Genomic DNA, 21,326 nt, shown 5'->3' on the forward strand with positions numbered 1-21,326 from the left:
CACCTGTTCAGGGTTGATCCGTGTCGGCCCGCCCACCCACAGCCCCCCCGGCCGCGGTCGCTTCCCGATCCGCGGCACGCACTTCGCGCCGCGCCGGGAGCGGCGGAAGGTCCTCCGCCAGCGCCCCGGCCACCGCGAGCTCCAGCGCCCGGTCTCCCTCCTGCCACCCCCGGCTCAGGCCGTCGAGCCGGCGCGCGGCACCCGTCCATTCCCGCCTTAGCTCCGAAGCCGTCCGCCGCAGGGAGGGCTCGGCCGGTCCGCCGCCGTACGCGGCCGCCGCCGCCACCGCGGCCGGGTCCAGCCCGGCCGTGTCCGCCGCGAGCCCGTGCTCCCGGAGAAGGGCGTCCACCGAGGCGTCGAGCGGCTCTCCACGCCGGTTCGCCGCGGTGACCACCTCCCCGACGAGGTGGTGCGCGCGGCGGAAGGCGAGGCCGCCGTCCAGCACCAGCCGGTTCGCGAGCTCGGTGGCGGCGGTGAAGCCCTCCCGCGCACGCCGCCGCATGTTCTCGGGCTGCGGCCGTGCGCCGGCCACGAGGAGCCGCGTGAGCACGACCGCTTCCGTCAGCTGCTCCAGGGCGCCCCAGAGAGGCTTCACTCCCTCCGTCCCGACGGCGACCGAGTTGCTGAACGGGGTGGCGTGCATGGCCATGGCCGCGGCGGTGAGGGCGCCCAGCGGCGCCCCGGCGCGGCCCTTGACGTGCTCCAGGAGGAAGACATTGCGCTTCTGCGGCATCATGGAGCTGGAGCCGACCAGCCGGTCCGGGAAGCGGACCAGGTCGAACTCCGCCGTGCTCCAGAGCTGCAGGTCCGTGGCGAGCCGGCTCAGCGTCGCGCCCAGCACGGTCCCGGCCGCGAGGAGGCGCAGCACCATGTCGCGCGACGCCACGGAGTCGATCGAGTGCAGGACGCCGTCCGAGAAGCCCAGGAGCCGCGCGGTCCGCCCGGTGTCGATCGGTACGGTCGTCCCCCCCGCCGCCCCCGCGCCGAGCGGGCACCGGGCCAGGTCGGCGGCGACCGCCTCGATCCCGTGCAGGTCGCGCAGGAGGGCGACCGCGACCCCGGCGAGGTAGTGCCCGTAGGTCACCGGCAGCGCGGCCTGGTAGTGGGTGTAGACCGGCATCGTCGTGCGTGCGTACCGCTCCGCGCGGCGGACGAGGACGGCCAGCAGTCGGAGCACCTCGCGGACGAACCGGTGGTACACGCCCCGCAGCCGCAGCCGCAGCACCGTCGCACTCATGTCGTTGCGCGACCGGCCGAGGTGGACCGCGCCGCCGGTCGCCTCCCCGAGCGTCTCGATCAGCCAGTGCTCGTAGAGGAGATAGAGCCCGCGCGGCGCGGGCCTTCCCCTGAGCGGCGCGTAGTCCGCGGCGACGAGCTGGTCCGTCGCGGCCAGCAGACGCCGCCCGGTACCGCGGGGAAGGATTCCCACCTCCATCAGCATGACGAGGTGCGCCCGGTCGATCCGGACGTAGAACGGCAGCTCCTCGCGGATCTCCCGGTCGGCGTCGTCGCCGAAGACGATCCGCCTCGCGCGCCAGTCCAGCGGCTCCCGGATCCGTCCGGTGTCCTCCATCAGCCACCTCCCTCCCCCACGCCCGCCCGGGGCGCGGCAGCGGGCGCGTCGACGACGATGCGGATGCCGTCTCGGGCGTCCGCTGCGGTGCGCGCCGCGGCGTCGAGCCGCTCGGCGCAGGCGATCACGTGGCCGATTCGGTCGCGGAAGTCCTCGTGGATGGAGAGCTCGTCCCCCGGGCGGCGGTACAGGCTCACGTGGGCGACGCCGACGCGGTCGAGCGCGCCGGCCGCTCCGTGCACCGCCGCGAGCCGCCCCGCACGGGGCGCGAAGAGGAAGCGGATGGATGCATGCCGGCGCCGGCGCGGGGCGAGATCCGGCACCTGGCCCACCGTCAGCCGGAGGGTCTCCCGGATCAGGTCGATCCCCTGGGCGCAGCGGACCAGCTCGGGGATGAACCCACCCGCCAGGCGCGGGTTCACCTCGATGGGGACGGCCCGGCCGTCCCGCACCCGCAGCTCCCAGTGGAGCGGGCCCCAGCCCAGGCCGAGAAGCCCGGTGGCGCGCACGACGGTGTCGGCGAGAGTACGGGCCAGCTCGGGGGAGACGTCGGCCGGGTAGTCGTGCCCCGCCTCCACGAAGAACGGCGGACTCCCCAGGTGCTTGCGGGTGATCCCGACCACCCGGCCGGAGAAGACCTCGACGGAGAACTCGTCGCCGGGCACGAGCGATTCCACCAGCACCCGCCGCTCCTCACCCTCGCCCGACGCGAAGATCGACAGTGCGTGGCTCTCCACCTCGCCGGCGTCGGCGCACGCCCGGACTCCCACGCTTCCGCTTCCATCCACCGGCTTGACCACCACGGGAAAGCCGAGCTCCCGCGCTGCGGCCGCGGCCGGGAACGCGGATGTGGCCACCCGGAACGCCGGCACCGGAACCCCGGCGGCGGCGAGCACCTCGCGCTGGCGCGATTTGTCTCGAGCGGCCCGAACGCACCCCGCGTCCGGCCCCGGGAGGCCGAACCGCGCGGCCAGGGCCGCCGCGGTGGCGACGTAGTACTCCGAGCTGGAGGTGATCCCGGCCACTCCGGCGCTCCCCCCGAACCGGCGCTGGATCAGGGCGTACAGCTCGTCCTCCCCGACCCGCGGCACGACCACCACCTCCGGCGCGCCCTCCTCGGCGAGGTACGCGTACTTCTCCGGCCTGGCGGTGACCAGGACCGGGCTGAAGCCCATGCTTCGGGCGGTCCGCACGAAGGTGCGCCCCGTCCCGCTCGTGTTGCTCTCGATGAAGAGCAGCACCCTGCGCGTCGGTTCCCGGCTCATGACGGGATCAGCTCCAGCTCGGGGGACTGCATCACCTCCGCGTACGGCCGGCGTCCCCACCGGTAGAACGACCAGGGATCGTCGCCGTCGTGGGGGTAGTCCCATTCCACCGGCTCCCCGGGGAGGCTCTCCAGGCGGAGCCCCTTCTGGTTCAGCCAGGCGTCGTCGTAGACCGTGTCCTGGTATCGGTAGCCCTCGTCCGGCAGGACCACGGCCGTCAGGGAGTCCGGGTTCCGGCGGGCCCACCAGTCGGCCACGAGGTAGGCGGCGCCGCTCGTGGGACCCATGAAGAGCGCGTGGTCGCGGTGCAGCTGGCGGGTGGCACGGAAGGCCTCCGCGGCACCCACCCAGTGCACCAGGTCGAAGGTCGTGTGGTCGACGTTGGGGGGCATGATGCTGTTCCCCAGGCCCCGCAGCGTGCGCCCTCCCCCGGCGTCGGACTGTCCGAAGATCACGCTCCGGTGCGTGTCGACGCCGATGACGGTGAGCTCGGGAAAGAGCAGGCGCAGGTACGACGAGATCCCGCACACCGAGCCGCCGGACCCGACCGTGCCCACCAGGCACTCGATCGCGCCGGCTGCGTGCACCAGCAGCTCGGCGCAGGGGGCGTAGCTCCCCGGGTTGTGCGGATTGCTGTACTGCCGAGGGCAGAAGCTGCCGGGCGTGGCGTCCAGCACCCTTTCCAGACGCTCGAGCCGCACCTGCTGGTACCCGCCGGAGGGCCCCGTCTTGTGGACGATGTGCACGGCGGCCCCCAGGTCTTCCAGCCTGCGGCGCAGCGGTGGATCGATGGCCGGATCGCTCACCAGCACCAGCGGGAACCCCTGCAGCCGCGCGACCATCGCCAGCGCCAGCCCGAAGGTGCCCGAGGTGGTCTCCGCGATCGGGGCGCCCGGCGCCAGCTCGCCCTGCTCGAGCGCCTTGCGGACGATGAACCGGGCGGGCAGGAGCTTCATCAGCGGAAACGCCAGCCCGATCAGGTTGGGGCGCAGCCAGACGACCCTGGGCAGCGCGATGGCGTCCACGAAGTTCGCGTTGATGACGGGGCCGCTCACGAGAGACCCTCCGGCTGCAGGGCGGGGTCGGTGGAGAACTCCCAGCAGGTGGACAGGCCCACGCGGCGCAGACCGGCCCGCGCGTCCTCCATCCGGCGCGCCACACCGTTCCCAGGCTCGAACAGGAAGCCCGCCACGGTCCCGCTGTGCGCCACCTGGACACCCACCGCGCCGACGTCCTCCGCGAGGTGGAGCACCTGGGACATGAACCGCTTGGGACGATGGCGCTGGGTGATCTTCGTGCTCGCCGTGGCCACCCGGCCCAGGAGAACCGGGTCCTGCTGCTCGACCGCGCGGCGGAGCAGACCCAGGATCGGCTGGAAGGCCTCGATCTCCCACGAGGAGTACTGGATGGGCGGCAGCGAAAGGGTTTCCATCCCGCGATCCACCTCCGTGTTGAACCCCAGCACGTGCACCGCCGGGAGCGGTCCGCCCAGGTCCAGCAGGACGCTGCCGCGGCGTTGCGCGAACAGGACCGCGCGATCAGGCGCGTACATCAACGAGTCGGACGCGGTCTCCGAGGCCACGGCGAGCCGCGCGATCCACTGCGGCGGTAGCTCGACGCCGAAGGCGTCGGCGACCACCCGGATGGTGGCCAGGACGTCCGTGGTGGACGACCCGCACCCCCAGCGGAGCGGCACGTTGCCCTCGATCCGGACCGCGCCGCCCCACCCGGTCCGCCCGAGTGCGTCGAGCGTCAGGCGGGCCGCGGTCCGCGCCCGGGAGCGGTCGGCGGGCTCCACCGTCAGCGGCCCCGAGGGCAGGGGGCGGAAGCGGGCCCGGGCTTGGTACAGGGTGCACGGGAGCGTCACCAGGGCGTGCTCCAGCGTGCCGTCGCTCGAGTAGAAGACGCCCTGGACGATCTCCCCGTGGTGCGCGTAGACCTCGGCGTGCCCGGTGCGGAACGCTTCCCCGGCCGCTGGAAAGAGGGCCGGAGCCGGCGCCGCCGGCGCGCACCGGTTCGCCTCCCCACGAGTGTCGAAAAGCAATGCTGCTGTTTGCATGGGCCTCACGCAGAGGTCAGGCGTTTCCTCGCATCACGCCCAAAAGCGCGCTCCGCACGGCAGGTCGTCGTCGCATCGCCCCGTCAGGTCTCGTCGTCCACGGCCCCCACGCCGCACCATTCGAGCACTGACATGGCGCTGAAGAGCTTGTGTTGAGCCTGCACCCAGGCCAGGCTCTGCGGGCCGTCGAGCACCTCGTCGTCCACGTCCTCGCCGCGCACGGCGGGGAGGTCGTGCATGAACACCGTCCCGCGCGGCTTCTGAACCCGCCTCATCAGCTCCCGCGTGACCCGGAACGGGAGGAAGCGCGCTCGCCACTCCGGGTCGGGCTTGCCCACCCCCATCTCCTGCCAGCGGCTGGTGTAGACCACGTCCACGCCCCTCGGGAGGCGGGAGGCGTCGTGGGTCTGGTCGACGACGGTGCCGTGATCCGTCGCCATCGCCCGCGCGGCGGCGAGCGTGCGCTCGGGAACGCCGTACCCCTCGGGCGTGGCCAGCGTCAGGCGCGTGCCGGGGATGCGGCTCATGGCCAGGGCCAGCGCTGCGGCCGACTTGTTCCCCTCGCCGCAGTAGAGGACGTCGAGGCCTTCGAGCCGCCCGAAGTGCTCCAGGAGGGTGGTCAGGTCGGCCAGGGCCTGCGTGGGATGCTCGTCCTCGTTGAGCGCGTTCACCGCGGACATCCCGGGATGAGCGGCGAACTTCTTCATCTCGTCCGCGCTCCCGTTGGTGCGCATCACCAGCACGTCCAGGTAGCCGGCCAGGGTGCGGGCGGTGTCTTCCAGCGTCTCGCCGGTGGTCGTCTGCAGGTCGTCGGGCCCGAAGGTGACCACGGTCGCGCCCAGGCGCCCGGCGCCCGCGGTGAAGGCGGTGCGCGTGCGGGTGGACGACTTCCGGAAGTAGACGCCCACCGTCCGCCCGCGCAGCGTCTGCGGGTCCGGGGACGCGTGCTTGATCCGGACGGCCCGGCGGCAGAGGTACAGCACCTCCTGCGGCGACAGGTCCAGGACCGAGAGGACGTGCCTCCGGCGCACCATGGATCCGCCCACGGCCAGGGCGGGGATGCAGACCTGATCGGGAGCGGCGGCGGGCTGGTTCATGGGCGGACGGCGGTGGAGGGTTGGCGCGCGGCGCGCTCCCGCGCCGCGGACAGCGACTCGCGCACGTGCCGCGCGAGCACGCGCACGTGCGGCTCGGCTGCGACCGTCGCGTGGGTCCCGGGCACCGGGTGCACCTCCACCGGGGCATCGGCGTGCCGCGACCAGCCCAGCGTTTGCCTATCGTCGTCGCCGAGCGGGGCGAAGAACTCTTCGTGGCGTGGGGAAAGGCAGCTCGCCCGGAACAGGGTGAGCGTTCCGGAGAAGCGGCCCGGCACGTAGCCGGCGTAGCTCCGGTTGCGGTCGCGCACGGTGCGGCACGCGTCCCTCAGCACCGCGGCCTCGAACCCGGAGGGCACGGCGCCCTGCTCGCGGAGCGCCTCGACGGCCCGGCGCACCTGCTCGTCCGGCTCCAGCCCCTGCAGGTCCTCGGGCCGCAGGGTGAACGGGCGCCGCGTCTGCTCCGCGATCTCGTGCGCCAGGGTCGACGTGAGGTCGGCGTCCCCCTGCCAGGGCCACTCCTGCGCGAGGGCGGTGGACATGGTGTCCAGCAGCCCGACGAAGGCCACCGTCTCGCCCTCGCGCTCCAGCTGGACGGCCATCTCGTACGCGACGAACCCCCCAAACGACCAGCCGGCCAGGTAGTACGGCCCCCGCGGCTGGAGGGACCGCACCGCCGCGACGTGCTCGGCGGCGATCCGGGTGATCGGCCGCGCCAGGTCCTCCCCCACGTCCCGCAGACCGTACACGGGCTGCTCCGCCCCCAGGTGCCGCACCAGGTTCACGTAGCCCATCACGTTGCGGTCCGACGAGTGGATGACGAAGAGCGGGGGGAGGTCTCCGTTGGGCTGCAGGGGGACCAGCGAGGAGGGCGGCGCCGCCGTCGCGGACCTCTGCTCGAGTATCGCATGCGCCATCTGGCGGACCGTGGCCCCGGCGAAGAGCGTGGCCACGGGAAGGTCGCAGTGGAACCTACGGTTGACCTGCGCGAAGAGCCGGAGCGCCAGGAAGGAGTTCCCACCCAGGTCGAAGAAGCTCTGCCTGGCCCCGATCCCCTGCACACCGAGCAGCTCCTCCCAGAGCTGGATGAGCTGCACCTCCACGTAGCTCTCCGGCTCGTCGAACTCCAGGTCGGCCCCCGGGTACTTCGGCGCCGGCAGCACCTTGCGGTCCAGCTTCCCGGTCGCCGTTTGGGGGAGAGAATCGAGCACCACGATGGCGCTCGGCACCATGTACTCGGGCACGCTCCGCCGCAGGTGCTCGCGCAGCTCCGCGGGGTCGGCGGCAGAAGCATCGGCCACCACGTACGCCACCAGCCGCCGGTCGCCCGGCCGGTCCTCGCGCACCACCGCCACGCACTCCCGCACCTCCGGACGCTGCCGCAGCACCGCCTCGACCTCGCCCAGCTCCACCCGGTAGCCGCGGATCTTCACCTGGGCGTCCGTGCGGCCCAGGATCAGCAGGTTGCCGTCGGCGAGCCACCTGGCGCGGTCCCCGGAGCGGTACATGCGGGCCCCGGGATCCGCGAAGGGGTCGGGGACGAACTTCTCGGCCGACAGCTCCGGCCGGCCCAGGTAGCCGCGCGCCACGCCCGCGCCCCCGATGTAGAGCTCGCCCGGCAGTCCCACCGGCACCGGCTCCAGGTGCGCGTCCAGCACGTGGAAGGTGATGTTCTGGATCGGGCGCCCCACGGGCACCGGTCCGGCGCGGTGCTTTCCGGCGGGAAGCACATATGCGGAGCAGCCCACCACGGTCTCGGTGGGGCCGTACTCGTTCATCAGCCGCACGCCGGGGGCGTGCTCCTGCCAGGGGACCGTCGGCTCGGCCGAGAGGAAGTCGGCTCCGACCACCAGCGTGTGCGCCGCGGCCGGCAGGTCCCCGGGGGCGAGCATCGAGTTGAGCAGCCCCAGGTGGATGGGCGTGATCTTGATCAGCCCGAAGCCGGGCTGCTCGCGCAGCACCTGGGCGAGCGCCTCCACCGGCGATTCCTCGGGAAGGAGGCTCACGGGGTGACCCGCGAACAGGGGGAGGAGGTTGGTGACGGTCAGGTCGACCGCCATGGAGGTGAAGACCGGAGCCCCTGTGCCCTGGTCGGCCCCGTAGGCGCGCACGCCCCAGTGGATGTAATTGCACACGCCCCGGTGGTGCATGGCCACTCCCTTGGGAAGGCCGGTGCTCCCGGAGGTGTAGATCACGTACGCCAGGTTCTCGGAGGTTACCCCGCTTTCCGGGGGGTCCGCGCGCTCCGCCGCGATCCGCTCCCACTCCCGGTCGATGGCCAGCACCTCCACCCCGCCCCCCGGCGGGAGCCGGTCCTGCACCCTCGCGTGGGTCAGCAGCACCGCCACCCCCGAGTCGGCCAGCAGGTACGACATGCGCTCGGCCGGGAAGGAGGGGTCCAGCGGCACGTACGCGCCGCCCGCCTTCATCACGCCCAGGATGGCGACCATCAGCTCCGGGCCGCGCTCCATGCAGATCCCCACTCGCACCTCCGGCCCGACCCCGCGCCCCGCGAGATGGTGCGCGAGCCGGTTCGCCCGCACATCGAGGTCGCGGAACGTGAGGGTCCGGCCCTCGAAGGCGAGCGCCACGGCGTCCGGCGTACGCTCCGCCTGGGCTTCGAAGAGCTGGTGGATGCAGCGGTCCGCGGGATACTTCGCCTCCGTCCGGTTCCATCCCAGCACCCGTGCCCGCTCCGCCCGCCCCATGAGCTGCAGCCGCGAAAGGCGCCGATCCGGGTCGTCCCCCACCTGCTCCAGCACCCGCTCCAGGTGCTGCACCATGCGCCGCGCGGTCCCGTGCCCGAATAGGTCCGTGCTGTACTGCAGCGCGCCGGTGATTCCGCGGGGGTGCGCGTACAGCACCAGCGTCAGGTCGAACTTGGTGGCTTCGCGCTCAACCTCCACGCCCCGCACCGCGAGCCCGCCCGTGCCGGGTGCGGAAGCTTCGGCGTTGTCCAGCTGGAACATCACCTGGAACAGCGTCGAGCGGCTGAGGCTCCGCTCCGGCTGCACCTCGGCGACGACCCGTTCGAACGGCACCTCCTGGTGCTCGTACGCGCCGAGCACGCTCTCCCGTACTCCTCGCACCAGCTCGCGGAAGCTCGGGTTGCCGGCGAGGTCGGCGCGCAGCACGAGCGTGTTCATGAAGAGCCCGATCAGCTCCTCCACCTCCTGCCGCGTCCGCCCCGCGATGGGGGTGCCGACCATCACGTCCTCGCTCCCGCTGTACCGGGAGAGCAGCACCTGGAAGGCTGCGAGAGCCACCACGTACAGCGTCGTGCCCTCCCGGCGCGCCAGCTCGCGGAGCCGGTCCATCACCTCTACCGGGACGCTCACCGGGACGCTCGCGCCGCGGAACGACGGCACCGGCGGCCGCGGATGGTCGGTCGGCAGCTCCAGGAGCTCCGGCGCTCCGGCGAGTCGCTCCCTCCAGTAGGCGAGCTGCCGCAGCTCGGCCTCGCCGCCCAGCTGCTCCCGCTGCCACACCGCGTAGTCGGCGTACTGCACCGGCAACTCCGGGAGCGGCGACTCGCGCCCGTCCCGGTACGCCTCGTACAGCGTCCACAGCTCGCGGAAGAGCACCTGCATGCTCCACCCGTCGCAGACGATGTGGTGCATGGCGAGCAGCAGGACGTGCTCGTCGGTCATCAGCCGCAGCAGACGGGCGCGGAGGAGCGGGCCCGCGGTGAGGTCGAAGGGGAGCGCCGCGTCCTCGGCGGCGCGCTGCCGCGCCGCCGCCTCCCGCTCCGGCTCGCCCTGCGCCGACAGGTCTTCCACCGGGAGCACGAAGCCGGTGAACGGCGCGATCACCTGCGCGGGGACGCCGTCCACCTCGGTGAAGGTGGTGCGCAGAGTCTCGTGCCGCCGCACGACCTCCCCCAGCGCGCGCTCCAGCGCCGCCTCATCCGCACCCCCCGAGAGCCGCAGGGCCTGGGACACGTTGTAGGAGTTGCCCCCCTGCTGCAGGCGGTCCAGGAACCAGAGCCGTTCCTGCGCGAAGGAGAGCGGAGGCGCCCCGGTGCGCTGCACCGGAAGCACCGGCGCCCGCTGCGGCAGCGCCGCTCGCTTCAGCGCCTCGACCCGCTTCGACACCTCCGCCACGGTGGGACCCTCGAAGAGCGCGCGCACCGGCAGCTCGACGCCGAAGGCCTGCCGTACCCGGGAGACCAGGCGCGTGGCCAGCAGCGAGTGTCCGCCCAGGTCGAAGAAGTTCTCCTCGACGCCCACCCGCTTCCGCTCCAGCACCTCCGCCCAGATCTCCGCCAGCACCTCCTCCACGGGGCTGCGCGGAGCGGCGTAGCGGTCCTGCGCCGAGGCGGGGTCCGGCGCGGGGAGCGCCTTCCGATCCAGCTTGCCGTTGGGCGTCAGCGGCAGCCTGTCGAGCGCCACGAACGCCTGCGGCACCATGTACTCCGGCAGGCTCCGCCGCAGGTGCGCGCGCAGCGCATCCGCCCCCGCCGTGCCCACCACGTACGCTACGAGCCGCTTCTCTCCGGGCCGGTCCTCGCGCACGATCACCCGGGCCTGCCGCACGCCGGGGTGCGCCGACAGCGCGCCCTCCACCTCGCCGGGCTCGATCCGGAAGCCGCGCATCTTGACCTGGTCGTCCAGGCGGCCCATGAACTCCAGCCTGCCGTCCGGCCGCCACCGCACCCTGTCTCCCGTGCGGTACATCCGCGCGCCGGGCTCAGGGGCGAAGGGATCGGGGACGAAGCGCCCGGCCGTCAGGTCCGGCCGTCCGAGATAGCCGCGCACCACCCCCGCGCCGCCCACGTAGAGCTCCCCCGGCACCCCCGCGGGCTGCGGCTCCAGATCCGGGCCCAGCACGTACGCCCGCGCGTTCGGCACCGGCCGGCCGATCGGCACCGTGGCCGCGCCCTCGGCCACCTCCTCCACGACGTCCAGCGTGCACCAGACCGTCGCCTCGGTGGGCCCGTACTCGTGCAGCACGCGCTTCGGTCGCCCCTGGAGCAGCATCCGGCGCACTCCCTCGGTCCCCACCGCCTCCGCCCCGAAGACCAGCTGCCGCAGGCCGGAGTACGCGTCCACCTGCTCGCGGACGTGCTGGTTGAACAGCGCGGCGGTCTGGTAGAGGTGGGTGATCCGCTGCTCCCGTAGCGCCTTCGCGAGGGCGGCGGCGGAGAGGAGCACGTCGCGGTCGATCCCCACCAGCGCGGCTCCGTTCAGCAGCGCGCCCCAGACCTCGAACACCGCCGCGTCGAAGCTCGCGTTCGACGCCTGCGTGACGCGGTCGCCCGGCCCCATCGGCATGGTCTCGGGGATGCACGCCGCGAACTGTACCACCTCGCGGTGCGCCATCATCACGCCCTTCGGCCGCCCGGTGCTCCCGCTGGTGTAGAAGACATAGGCCAGGTTCCGGGGCGCCACCCCGCTGCGCGGCGGGTCGGCCGGTCCGGACGAGAGCAGCTCCGGCGGGGTGTCGAGGCGGACGACGCGCACGCCCGCGCCCGCCAGCGGCGCGCCGAGGTCGCCCTGGCTCAGGAGCACCCGCACGGCGGAGTCGGCGAGCATCAGCTCCACCCGCTCCGGCGGGTAGGTGGTGTCCACCGGGACGCAGCAGCCGCCCGCCTTCATCACCGCCAGTGTGGCGACCACCATCTCCGGGCTGCGCTCCAGCAGCACGCCCACGCGGTCCTCCGGCCCCACGCCCAGCCCGGCCAGGTGGTGCGCCAGGCGGTTCGCCCGGGCGTCCAGCTCGCGGTACGTCAGCACCTGGTCGCCCCACTCCAGCGCGAGGGCTTCGGGCGTACGCTCCACCTGCGCCTCGAACAGCTCGTGGATGCAGGCGTCGCGCGGGAACGGGTGGTCGGTCCGGTTCCACTCCTCCACCACCCGCGCACGCTCCTCCGCCCCCGCGAGCGTCAGCCGCGAGATGCGGGCGCCGGGGTCCCCGGCGACCTGCTCCAGCACCCGCTGCAGGTGGGCGATCATCCGCCGGATGGTGGACCTCTCGAACAGGTCCACGCTGTACATCATCGCGCCGAACACCCCGTCGGCCCTCGCCCCGAGCTCCAGCGACAGGTCAAACTTGGTGGTGTCGATCTGCAGGTCGACGTCGCGCATGCTGAGCCCGCGCAGGTCCTCTTCCGCCGGGTGGACGTGCAACTCGAAAAGCACCTGCACGAGTGGTGAATGGCTCAGGGAGCGCTCCGGCCTCAGGTCGGCCACGACGGCCTCGAACGGCACCTCCTGGTGCTCGTACGCACCCAGCGTGACCTCGCGGACGCGGCGCACCACCTCGCGGAAGGACGGATCGCCCGAGAGGTCCGTCCGCAGCGCCAGGGTGTTGACGAAGAACCCGATCAGCGGCTCCACCTCGCGCCGTGAGCGCCCCGCGATCGTAGTGCCGACCACCACGTCCTCGCTTCCGCTGTACCGGGAGAGCAGGACCTGGAACGCGGCCAGGAGCACCATGTGCAGCGTGGCGCCCTCGCTCCCGGCCAGCGCCCGGAGCGGCTCCACCAGCGCGCCGGGGAGCGCGACCCCCTCGTACGCGCCGCGGTACGACTGCACCGGGGGCCGCGGACGGTCGGTCGGCAGCTCGAGGAGCGCGGGCACCCCGGCCAGCCGCGCCCTCCAGTAGGAGAGCAGCCCCTCCAGCCGCTCCCCGGACAGCTGCTCGCGCTGCCACGCCGAATAGTCCGCGTACTGCACCGGCAGCTCGGGGAGCGGGGAGTCCCCGCCCTCGCGGTACGCTTCGTACAGCGCCGACAGCTCCCCGAAGAACACCCCCATGCTCCACTCGTCGCTGACGATGTGGTGCATGCAGAGCAGCAGCACGTGGTCCTCTTCGCCGAGCCGCAGCAGGCGGGCGCGGAACACGGGGCCCCGGGCCAGGTCGAACGGCCGAGCCGCCTCCTCCGAGGCGAGCCGCCCGGCCTGGGCTTCGCGCTCAGCTCCATCCAGCGCCGACAGGTCCTCCACCGCCAGCGTGAAGCCGTCGTACGGGGCGATCTCCTGCACCGGCTCGCCGGCCACCTGGGGGAAGGCGGTCCGCAGCGACTCGTGCCGCCGCACGATCTCCCCCAGCGCGCGTTCCAGCGCCGCGTGGTCCAGCGCTCCGCTGAACCGGAGCGCGTGGGGGACGTTGTAGAAGGCGCTCTCCGGCTGCAGACGGTCGAGGAACCAGAGCCGCTCCTGCGCGAACGAGAGCGGCGGCGCCTGGCCGCGCGCCACGGGCACCACGGGGGGGAGCTGCGCGGTCCCCGCGCGCCGCAGCCCCTCCACCCGCCGCGCGAGGTCGGCCACGGTGGGGCCCTCGAACAGCCCGCGGAGCGGCAGTTCCACTCCGAACGCGTCGCGCACCCGCGAGATCAGGCGGATGGCCAACAGCGAGTGGCCGCCCAGCGAGAAGAAGTCGTCGTGTGCCCCCACGCGGGACACCTTCAGCACCTCCGCGAAGATCCCCGCCAGGATCTCCTCGGCCGGAGTGCGCGGTGCGGCGTACGTCTCGCGCTCGGCCCCGAAGGCGGGCGCGGGGAGCGCGCCGCGGTCCAGCTTCCCGTTGGAGGCGAGCGGGAGGCGCTCCAGCGTCACGAACGCCGCGGGGACCATGTAGTCCGGGAGCCGCGCCCTGGCGTGCTCGCGGAGCTCCGAGGAGGAAACCTCCACGCCGGAGGCCGGGACCACGTACCCCACCAGGCGCGCTCCGCCGGCTCCGTCCCCGAGCGCGACGACCACCGCCTCGGCGAGCCCGGGGTGCTCCAGCAGCACGGCCTCCACCTCTCCCGGCTCCACCCGGTGGCCGCGGATCTTCACCTGGAAGTCCACGCGCCCGATGAACACCAGCTCCCCGTCGGGCGCCCAGCGCACCCGGTCGCCGGTGCGGTACAGCCTCCCGCCCGGCTCCGGCCCGAACGGGTCGGGGACGAACCTCGCGGCGGTGAGATCCGGCCGTCCCAGGTACCCGCGCGCCACCTGCACCCCGCCGATGTACAGCTCCCCGGCGACGCCCCGGGGGACGGGGCGCTGCCGCTCGTCGAGCACGTACACGCGGACGTTCCCCACCGGCCGGCCGAGCGGCGGCGTGCGGGTGACGTCGGTGCACTCGGCCACCGTGGCGCGGACCGTGGCCTCGGTGGGGCCGTAGCCGCTGAAGTAGCGCCGCCCGGGGGCCCAGCGGGCCGCGAGCTCCGCGGTGGACGCCTCGCCCCCGGTGGTGATCGCCCTCAGCTCTGGGAGGTCGGCGGGGGGGAGCGCGGCCAGCGCCGAGGGGGTGAACTTCGCGTGCGTCACCCGCTGGCTGCGCAGCAGCTCCAACAGCCCCGGTCCGGGGAGGAGCTCGTCGCGCGGGGCCATCACCAGCGCGGCGCCGGAGCAGAGCGCGACGAACACGTCGGTGACCGACATGTCGAAGTGGAGGGGCGAGACCGAGAGGAGGCGCGCTCCGGGCCCCACGTCGTACCCGCCCAGGTAGTTGACGACGACGTTGCACGCGCTCCGGTGCTCCACCCCCACGCCCTTGGGGCGTCCGGTGGAGCCGGAGGTGTAGATCACGTAGACCAGGTTGTGCGGGTGGACCTCGCAGTCGGGCGCGTGGTCCGGCTCGCCGACGAACGCCTCCGCGCCGGCCGCGAGCACCGGGGGCGCGGACGCGGGGAGCGCGGCGGCGTCGTCGGCCAGCACCAGCAGGGCGCCCGAGTCCTCCAGCAGCGACGCCAGACGGTCCGCGGGGCTCGCCGGGTCGAGCGGAACGTAGGCGCCGCCCGCCTTGAGCACGCCCAGGACCGCGGCGACCAGCTCCGGCCCGTGCTCCAGAAAGAGCGCGACGCGCACGTCCGGCCCCACTCCGCGGCGCCGGAGCGCGTGCGCGACACGGTTTGCCCGCCGGTCCAGCTCGGCGTACGTGATGGAAGCCTCGCCGAAGATCACGGCGGGGTCGTGGGGCGTGCGCGCCGCCTGCGCCTCGAAGAGCCGGTGCAGGCAGGTGTCCGGCACGGGGCGGGCGGTGCGGTTCCACTCCTCCAGCACCAGCAGGCGCTCCTCGGGCCCGACCAGGTCCACCTCCCACAGCCGCACACCGGGGTCCCGCGCCACCTGGTCCAGCAGGCGCTCGAAGCAGGCGAGCCAGCGTTCGATCGTCCCGTGGTCGAACAGGTCCGTGCAGAAGTCGCAGCGCAGGCGCAGCGCGTCGGGCGTCTCCGTGAAGCCGAAGGTGAGGTCCAGCTTGGACCCGCCGCCGAAGTTCCCCTCGAACCGGACGCGCAGGTCGCCCAGGGCCTCTTCCCCGCCCACCCGGTCCAGGTTCATCATGGCCGCGAACACGGGCGGACGGCTCGGGTCGCGGGTGCGGAGCAGCTTCTCGACCAGCTGCGGGAAGGAATAGTTCTGGTGGTCCAGTGCGCGCAGCACGCTGCGCCGCACCTGGCGGGCATGGTCCACGAACGAGGCCGACGCGTCCAGCCGGGCGCGGACGGGCAGGACGTTGATCCCGTACCCCACCAGCTCCGCCATCCCCGCCGTCCCCGCCTGCCCCGCCGACGGGGTCCCCACCACGAGGTCGTCCTGCCCGCTCAGCCGCGACAGCCACAGGAAGAAGGCGGAGAAGAGCGTGTTGAACATGGTGAGGCCGTGCGGCCGCCCCGCCGCCGAGAGCCGGTGCAGCAGCTCGCCGTCCATCACCCGGACCATGCGCTCGCCGCGATAGCTGCGCACCGGGGGACGCGGCCGGTCGGTGGGGAGGTCCAGTACCGGCACGCCGTCGGCGAACTCCGCCAGCCAGAACGCCTCGGCCGCGGGGTCCTCCCGCACCGCCTCGATCTGCGCCCGCACCAGCTCCGCGTGGTCGCGGCGCGGCGGGAGCTCCGCGCGGCGACCCTCCTTGGCCGCGGCGTACAGGGCGCCCAGCTCGTGCCAGACGAGACCGAACGACCATCCGTCCAGCACCGCGTGGTGCGCGTCCTTCACCAGGAGGTGCTCGTCGTCGCTCACCGCGGCCAGCGCGAAGCGCACCAGCGGCCCCCGCACCAGGTCGAAGGGGCGCCTCACCGTCTCGCGGAGCCACTCCTCGACGCGGGCGCTCCGCTCTCCGGCGGGGACGCCGCGGAAGTCCTCGAACGGCACCTCCAGCTCCAGCGCCGGGTGGACGAGCTGCACGTCGCCCTCGGGGCCGAAGGTCGTGCGCAGGGTGTCGTGCCGGTCCACCAGCCCCTGCAGCGCCGCGCGCATGGCGCCCACGTCCAGGGCTCCGCGCAGGTGCGCCGTGGTCGACTCGGTGTACGCGCGGGCGGCATCGTCGCCCATCTGCGACTCGAACCAGAGCTGGCGCTGCCCCTCCGTCAGGGCCATGACCCGGACCCCGTCGTCCCGGACCCCGTCGTCCCGGACCCGCCGGCACGGGCACGGCTCCGTAGCGGGCCCGGAAGCGGAAGCGGGGGCGCCGCCGGCGGGCTCGGGAATGAAGCCGCCGCGCCGCATCGCCTCGGCCGAGGCGCGGACGGCCTCGAAGATCCTCTCCAGGTCGTCGTCGTCGTGGGCGGCGGAGAGGAAGTGCGTCCCCGTCTCGGGGATGACGTGCACTCCCTCCAGGATCATGTGATGGTTGAAGAGGTCCGGGAACCGGACCTCCGGTCCGAAGTAGAAGCGGAAGCAGGAGCTGATGCTCGTGGCCGTGATGGGGAAGCGGCCGGCCTCGAAGAAGGCGTTGATCCGTTCCACCAGGCGGCCGGTACGCTCGTTCAGCCGGTCGTACATCGGCTGGCCCTGCCGCCGGATTTCCTCCAGGATGGCGCAGGCCACGCCCATCGAGAGCGGATGCTTGAAGTACGCCCCCGCGAACAGCGTGCGCTGCCCGGTGGGATACGAGTCGTCGCCGTAGCTCCAGAGCCCGCCGTCGAAGACGCTCATCGCCTCGCGCGTCCCCGCGACCACACCCATGGGGAGACCCCCGGCCACGATCTTCCCGTAGGTGACCAGGTCCGCGTCCACCCCGAAGTACGCCTGCGCGCCGCCCGGACCGAGTCGGAAGCCGGTGATCAGCTCGTCGAAGAGCAGCAGGGCGCCCGCCTCGCGCGTCATCCGGCGCAGCTCGCGCACGAAGGCGAACGCCTTCATGTCGGGGCGGCGGCTCTGCACGGGCTCCACCATCACCAGGGCGATCTCGTCCAGGTGCCTAGCCAGCAGCTCCAGCGACGAGGGCTCGTCGAAGTCGAGCATCAGCACGTCGCCCAGGGGAAGCGCGGGAACGCCCGGAGCGGCAGGCCGCACCTCCCGCCGTCCCCCGACGGTGAAGAGCCGTCCCAGCACCGCGTCGGACCAGCCGTGGTAGCTCCCCGCGAAGTACGCGATCTTCCTGCGCCCGGTGTAGGCGCGGGCGGCGCGGATGGCGCCCATCACGGCTTCCGTCCCGGAGTTGCAGAAAATGGCCCGGTCGACGCCTCCCAGCTCGCAGACGAGCTCGGCAGCGCGCCCCGCGTCGGGCGACTGCGGCCCGAGGCCGTACCCCCGCTCCGCCTGCTCGTGGATGGCGCGGGTGATGAACCCGGGGGCGTGCCCGAACAGGATGCACCCGAACCCCATCCCGATGTCCACGTACTCGTTCCCGTCCAGGTCCCACACCCGCGAGCCGCGGGCGCGCGGGCTCACGATGGGATAGAGGATCTCCTTCCAGGCCCGGCGGAAGCGCGCGGTCACGCGGCTGTCGGCCAGCGGCAGGTGATAGCGCGCCTGGTGCGCCTTGGAGGCCGGCGTCCGCTCCACGTAGCGCGCGATGAAGTCGTCCAGGTACTCCTTCTGGCCGGGCGTCAGCCCGCCGGACCCCTCGGTGTTCAGGGGCTGGTAGGCGACGAAAGTCTCGGGCTGGATCTTCGCGCGCGGCGACCGCGGCACCTCTCGCGAACGGGCGCCGGCGGCGGAGCCCGAGCCGTCGTCCACCGGCAGGGGCACCGGCGCCGGGGAGGATGGACCCGCTCCCGCCGGTGGAGAGGAGGCGTCGCCCCGCACTGCGGCGATCTGCTGCGCCATGACCTGCGTCATGGCCTGGAGCTGCTGTGCGATCACCCGCTCCAGGGTTCCCACCCCCGCGTCCCCTCCGCCCCCCGCGGACGGGAGCGCGGGCCCGGCCGAGGCCGGGTAGAACGCGGGCGGCGCGGGGACGGTCCGCAGCGGCTCCGCCACGGCGGCCGGCGCGGCGGCGACGACCGCCTCGGCCCCGGCCGGGACGGTAGGTCCGCTCCCCTGCACCATCGCCCCGGGCGGCAGCGCCCGGTCGATGTGCTCCGCCAGCGCGCCCAGGGTGGTGATCTCCTCCAGCAGCTCCACGAGCGAGACGCGGACGCCCACCCGCTTCTCGATCATCTGGATCGCCTGCAGGAGGAGGAGGGAGTCGAACCCGGCCTGGAAGAAGTCGGCGTCGGTCTCGACGTGCCGCTCCTCGATCCCCGTGAGCTCGGCCGCCACCCTCTTCAGGAGGTCCAGGACGGCACCCTGCCGGGGGGATGGGGCCGTTGCCAACGCCTGCGCCGGGAGCTGGTTCTCCATCGCGTCCGGTCCTTTCTCGTGAGGTACGCCGGCGGCATCCCCGGCCTGCCCGGCGGTCGTCGCTCCGGCCTCCGATCCCTCCCCCGCGCCGTTCGGCCGCGTCGGGTCCACCCAGTACCGTCTGCGCTCGAACGGGTAGCCCGGGAGCGGGACGCGGCGGCGGCGCTCGCCGCGGCCGAACCCGGTCCAGTCCACCTCTGCCCCCGCCGCCCAGACGCCGCCCAGCGTCTCCAGGGCGAAGTGGAGGTCGGGGACGCGGTTGTGCTGGTGGCGCAGCGAGCTGAAGACGGCGCGGCCCTCCGGCGTTCCTCCGGCGGGGTGCTGCATGGCCCAGGCGCCCAGCGCCTGCCCCGGTCCCACTTCCAGGAGCACCCAGCCGGGCTCCGCGCGCAGGGTGGCGACGCCGTCCGCGAAGCGGACGGTCCGGCACAGGTGCCGCGCCCAGTACGCCGGCGAGCAGGCGTCCTCGTCCGTGATCCAGGCGCCGGTCACGCCCGAGACGAACGGGATCTCCGGCGGACGCAGCTCGAACCCCGAGGCCAGGCGCTCCAGCTCCGCGGCCACGCCGCGCATGGCGCGGGAGTGGAAGGCATGCCGGGTGGGAAGGCGGCGGCTCACCGTCCCCCGGCCCGACAGCACTGCCGCGAACGCCTCGACCTCGTCGACCGACCCCGCCACCACACAGCTCTCCGGCGTGTTCACCGCCGCCAGGTCGAGCCCGGGCGGGAGGACGGCCCGGAGCGAGGCTTCGCTCATCGGCACGGCCAGCATGGCCCCGGCGGGGAGCGCGTCGAGCAGCGAGGCCCGGAGCGCCACCAGCCGCAGCGCGTCCTCCAGGCGCAGCACCCCCGCCACGCAGGCGGCGACGTACTCGCCGAGCGAGTGCCCGACGAGCCCCCGCGGCCGCACCCCCCAGGCGGCCCACAGGCGCGCCGTCGCGTACTCCGTCACGAGGACCGCGGGCTGGGCGAAGCGCGTCTCGTCGAGCGGCGAGGCGGGGCGAATGGCGTCGCCGCCTTCGCGGTCCAGGAGCCTGCGCAGGTCCCATCCGTCCGCGCCGCCCGGCTCTCCGCCCGGCGGCGCGGCGGAGTAGAGTACCTCGCGCAGGTCGCTCCCCAGCACCGGCCGCAGGAGCTCGCAGCACTCGTCCACGGCGGCGCGGAATACGGGCTCGGCGTCGTACAGTCCCCGCCCCATGTCCACGTGGTGCGTCCCCACTCCGGGAAACATGAACGCCACCGGACGGGAGGTGCGCCGCACCCCCGACGAGCCGCGGGCGGCGGTCTCCCGCAGCCGGATCGTCGCCTCCGCGGCGTCGCGGCAGACCACGGCCAGGCGGTGCTCCATCTCCCGCCGCCCGGTCCGGAGGGTGAACGCCACGTCGGCGAGCGGCGGCGCCTCGCGCTCCAGCAAGTCGGCCAGGTTCTCCGCGGCCCGCGCCAGCGCAGACGGGGTCCGCGCGGAGAGGACGAGGAGCTGGAGCTCGCTGGAGGGGCCGGAGGGCTCCGCCGGCGGGGCCTCCTCCAGCACCACGTGCGCGTTGGTCCCGCCGATCCCGAACGAGCTCACCCCGGCGCGGCGCGGCGCGCCGTTGCGCTCCCAGGGCGTGAGCGCGGTGTTCACGAAGACGCGGCCGCCTGCGGCCTCGATCTCGGGGTGCGGCACGGCGCAGTTCAGGGAGGGCGGGATCTCGCGGTGCTCCAGGGCGAGCACCGCCTTGATCAGCCCCGCCACCCCGGCTGCGGCGTCCAGGTGGCCGATGTTGGGCTTCACCGAACCGATGGCGCAGCGGTGCCCCGGTTCGCCCCGGGACAGGGCCTGGCTCATTGCCTGCAGCTCGATCGCGTCCCCCAGGGGGGTGCCGCTCCCGTGCGTCTCCACGTACTGCACGGTCGCGGGGTCCACCCCGGCCATCGAGAGCGCCTCGGAGAGGACGCGGGCCTGCCCGGTGACGCTCGGCGCCGTGTAGCCCACCTTCTGCGCGCCGTCGTTGTTCACCGCCGAGCCGCGGATCACCGCGCGGATGGTGTCGCCGTCGGCGAGCGCGTCGTCGAGCCGCTTCAGCAGCACCAGCCCGGCCCCGCTCCCGCCCACGGTGCCGCGGGCGTCCGCGTCGAAGGCGCGGCAGTGCCCGTCGGGTGAGACGATCCCGTCCGGGGTGTAGAGGTAACCCTGGCGGAGGGGCACCGGGATGGAGACGCCCCCCGCGAGCGCCATGTCGCATTCCCCGCCCAGGAGGCTCTGGCAGGCCAGGTGCACGGCGACCAGAGAGGTGGAGCAGGCAGTCTGCACCACCACGCTGGGGCCCTGCAGGTTCAGGCGGTACGAGATTCCGCCGGCCAGGTGGTCGCGGGCGTTGCCCAGGGAGATGCGCGTGGTCCCGACGGCGCTCACCAGCTCCGGGGCGGAGAGAAGGTTCGAGACGTAGTCGTTGGCGCTGCAGCCGGCGAACACGCCCACGGGGCGCTCCACGCGGGCGGGGTCGTACCCCGCGCGCTCCAGCGCCTCCCAGGCGCACTCCAGGAGGACACGGTGCTGCGGGTTCAGGATCTCGGCGTCGCGTGGCGTGAGCTGGAAGAGTCCGGCGTCGAGCTCGTCGGCGCCCCCCAGCACGCCCCCGGCGGGGACGAAGTCCGGACGGTCGAGGAGGCCGGCGTCGGCCCCGGCCGCCAGGAGCTCCTCGCGGGTGAAGAAGGAGATCGACTCCACACCGCCCCGGAGGTTGCGCCAGAAGGCCTCGACGTCGTCCGCGCCGGGAAAGCGCCCGGCCATGCTGACGATGGCTACTTCCAAGCCGGTCCTCGCGTCGGGGGCGCCGCCGTGCTCTGCCATGTG

At 73.7% G+C, this 21,326-nt stretch carries 6 protein-coding genes; all 6 read right to left on the reverse strand.

What is annotated here, in order from left to right:
* Positions 1-7: 7 nt before the first annotated feature.
* Complete coding sequence (gene argH, locus VGR37_21855) at positions 8-1,573, reverse strand: argininosuccinate lyase (protein ID HEV2150057.1); 1,566 nt, start codon at positions 1,571-1,573, stop codon at positions 8-10.
* Complete coding sequence (locus VGR37_21860; protein ID HEV2150058.1) at positions 1,573-2,838, reverse strand: ATP-grasp domain-containing protein; 1,266 nt, start codon at positions 2,836-2,838, stop codon at positions 1,573-1,575. Before VGR37_21860 ends, argH begins: the two co-directional genes overlap by 1 nt.
* Positions 2,835-3,893: a pyridoxal-phosphate dependent enzyme gene (locus tag VGR37_21865; protein HEV2150059.1), complete on the reverse strand. Its 1,059-nt coding sequence runs from the start codon at positions 3,891-3,893 to the stop codon at positions 2,835-2,837. Before VGR37_21865 ends, VGR37_21860 begins: the two co-directional genes overlap by 4 nt.
* On the reverse strand, positions 3,890-4,882 hold the full coding sequence (locus VGR37_21870; protein HEV2150060.1) for a hypothetical protein: 993 nt from the start codon (positions 4,880-4,882) through the stop codon (positions 3,890-3,892). The genes VGR37_21865 and VGR37_21870 overlap by 4 nt, the downstream gene beginning before the upstream one ends.
* A 98-nt stretch (positions 4,883-4,980) precedes the next feature.
* Positions 4,981-5,994: a hypothetical protein gene (locus tag VGR37_21875; GenBank protein ID HEV2150061.1), complete on the reverse strand. Its 1,014-nt coding sequence runs from the start codon at positions 5,992-5,994 to the stop codon at positions 4,981-4,983.
* Positions 5,991-21,284: an amino acid adenylation domain-containing protein gene (locus tag VGR37_21880; protein ID HEV2150062.1), complete on the reverse strand. Its 15,294-nt coding sequence runs from the start codon at positions 21,282-21,284 to the stop codon at positions 5,991-5,993. The genes VGR37_21875 and VGR37_21880 overlap by 4 nt, the downstream gene beginning before the upstream one ends.
* Between the last annotated feature and the right edge of the window lie 42 nt (positions 21,285-21,326).

This window comes from Longimicrobiaceae bacterium (assembly GCA_035936415.1).
Taxonomy (GTDB): domain Bacteria; phylum Gemmatimonadota; class Gemmatimonadetes; order Longimicrobiales; family Longimicrobiaceae; genus JAFAYN01.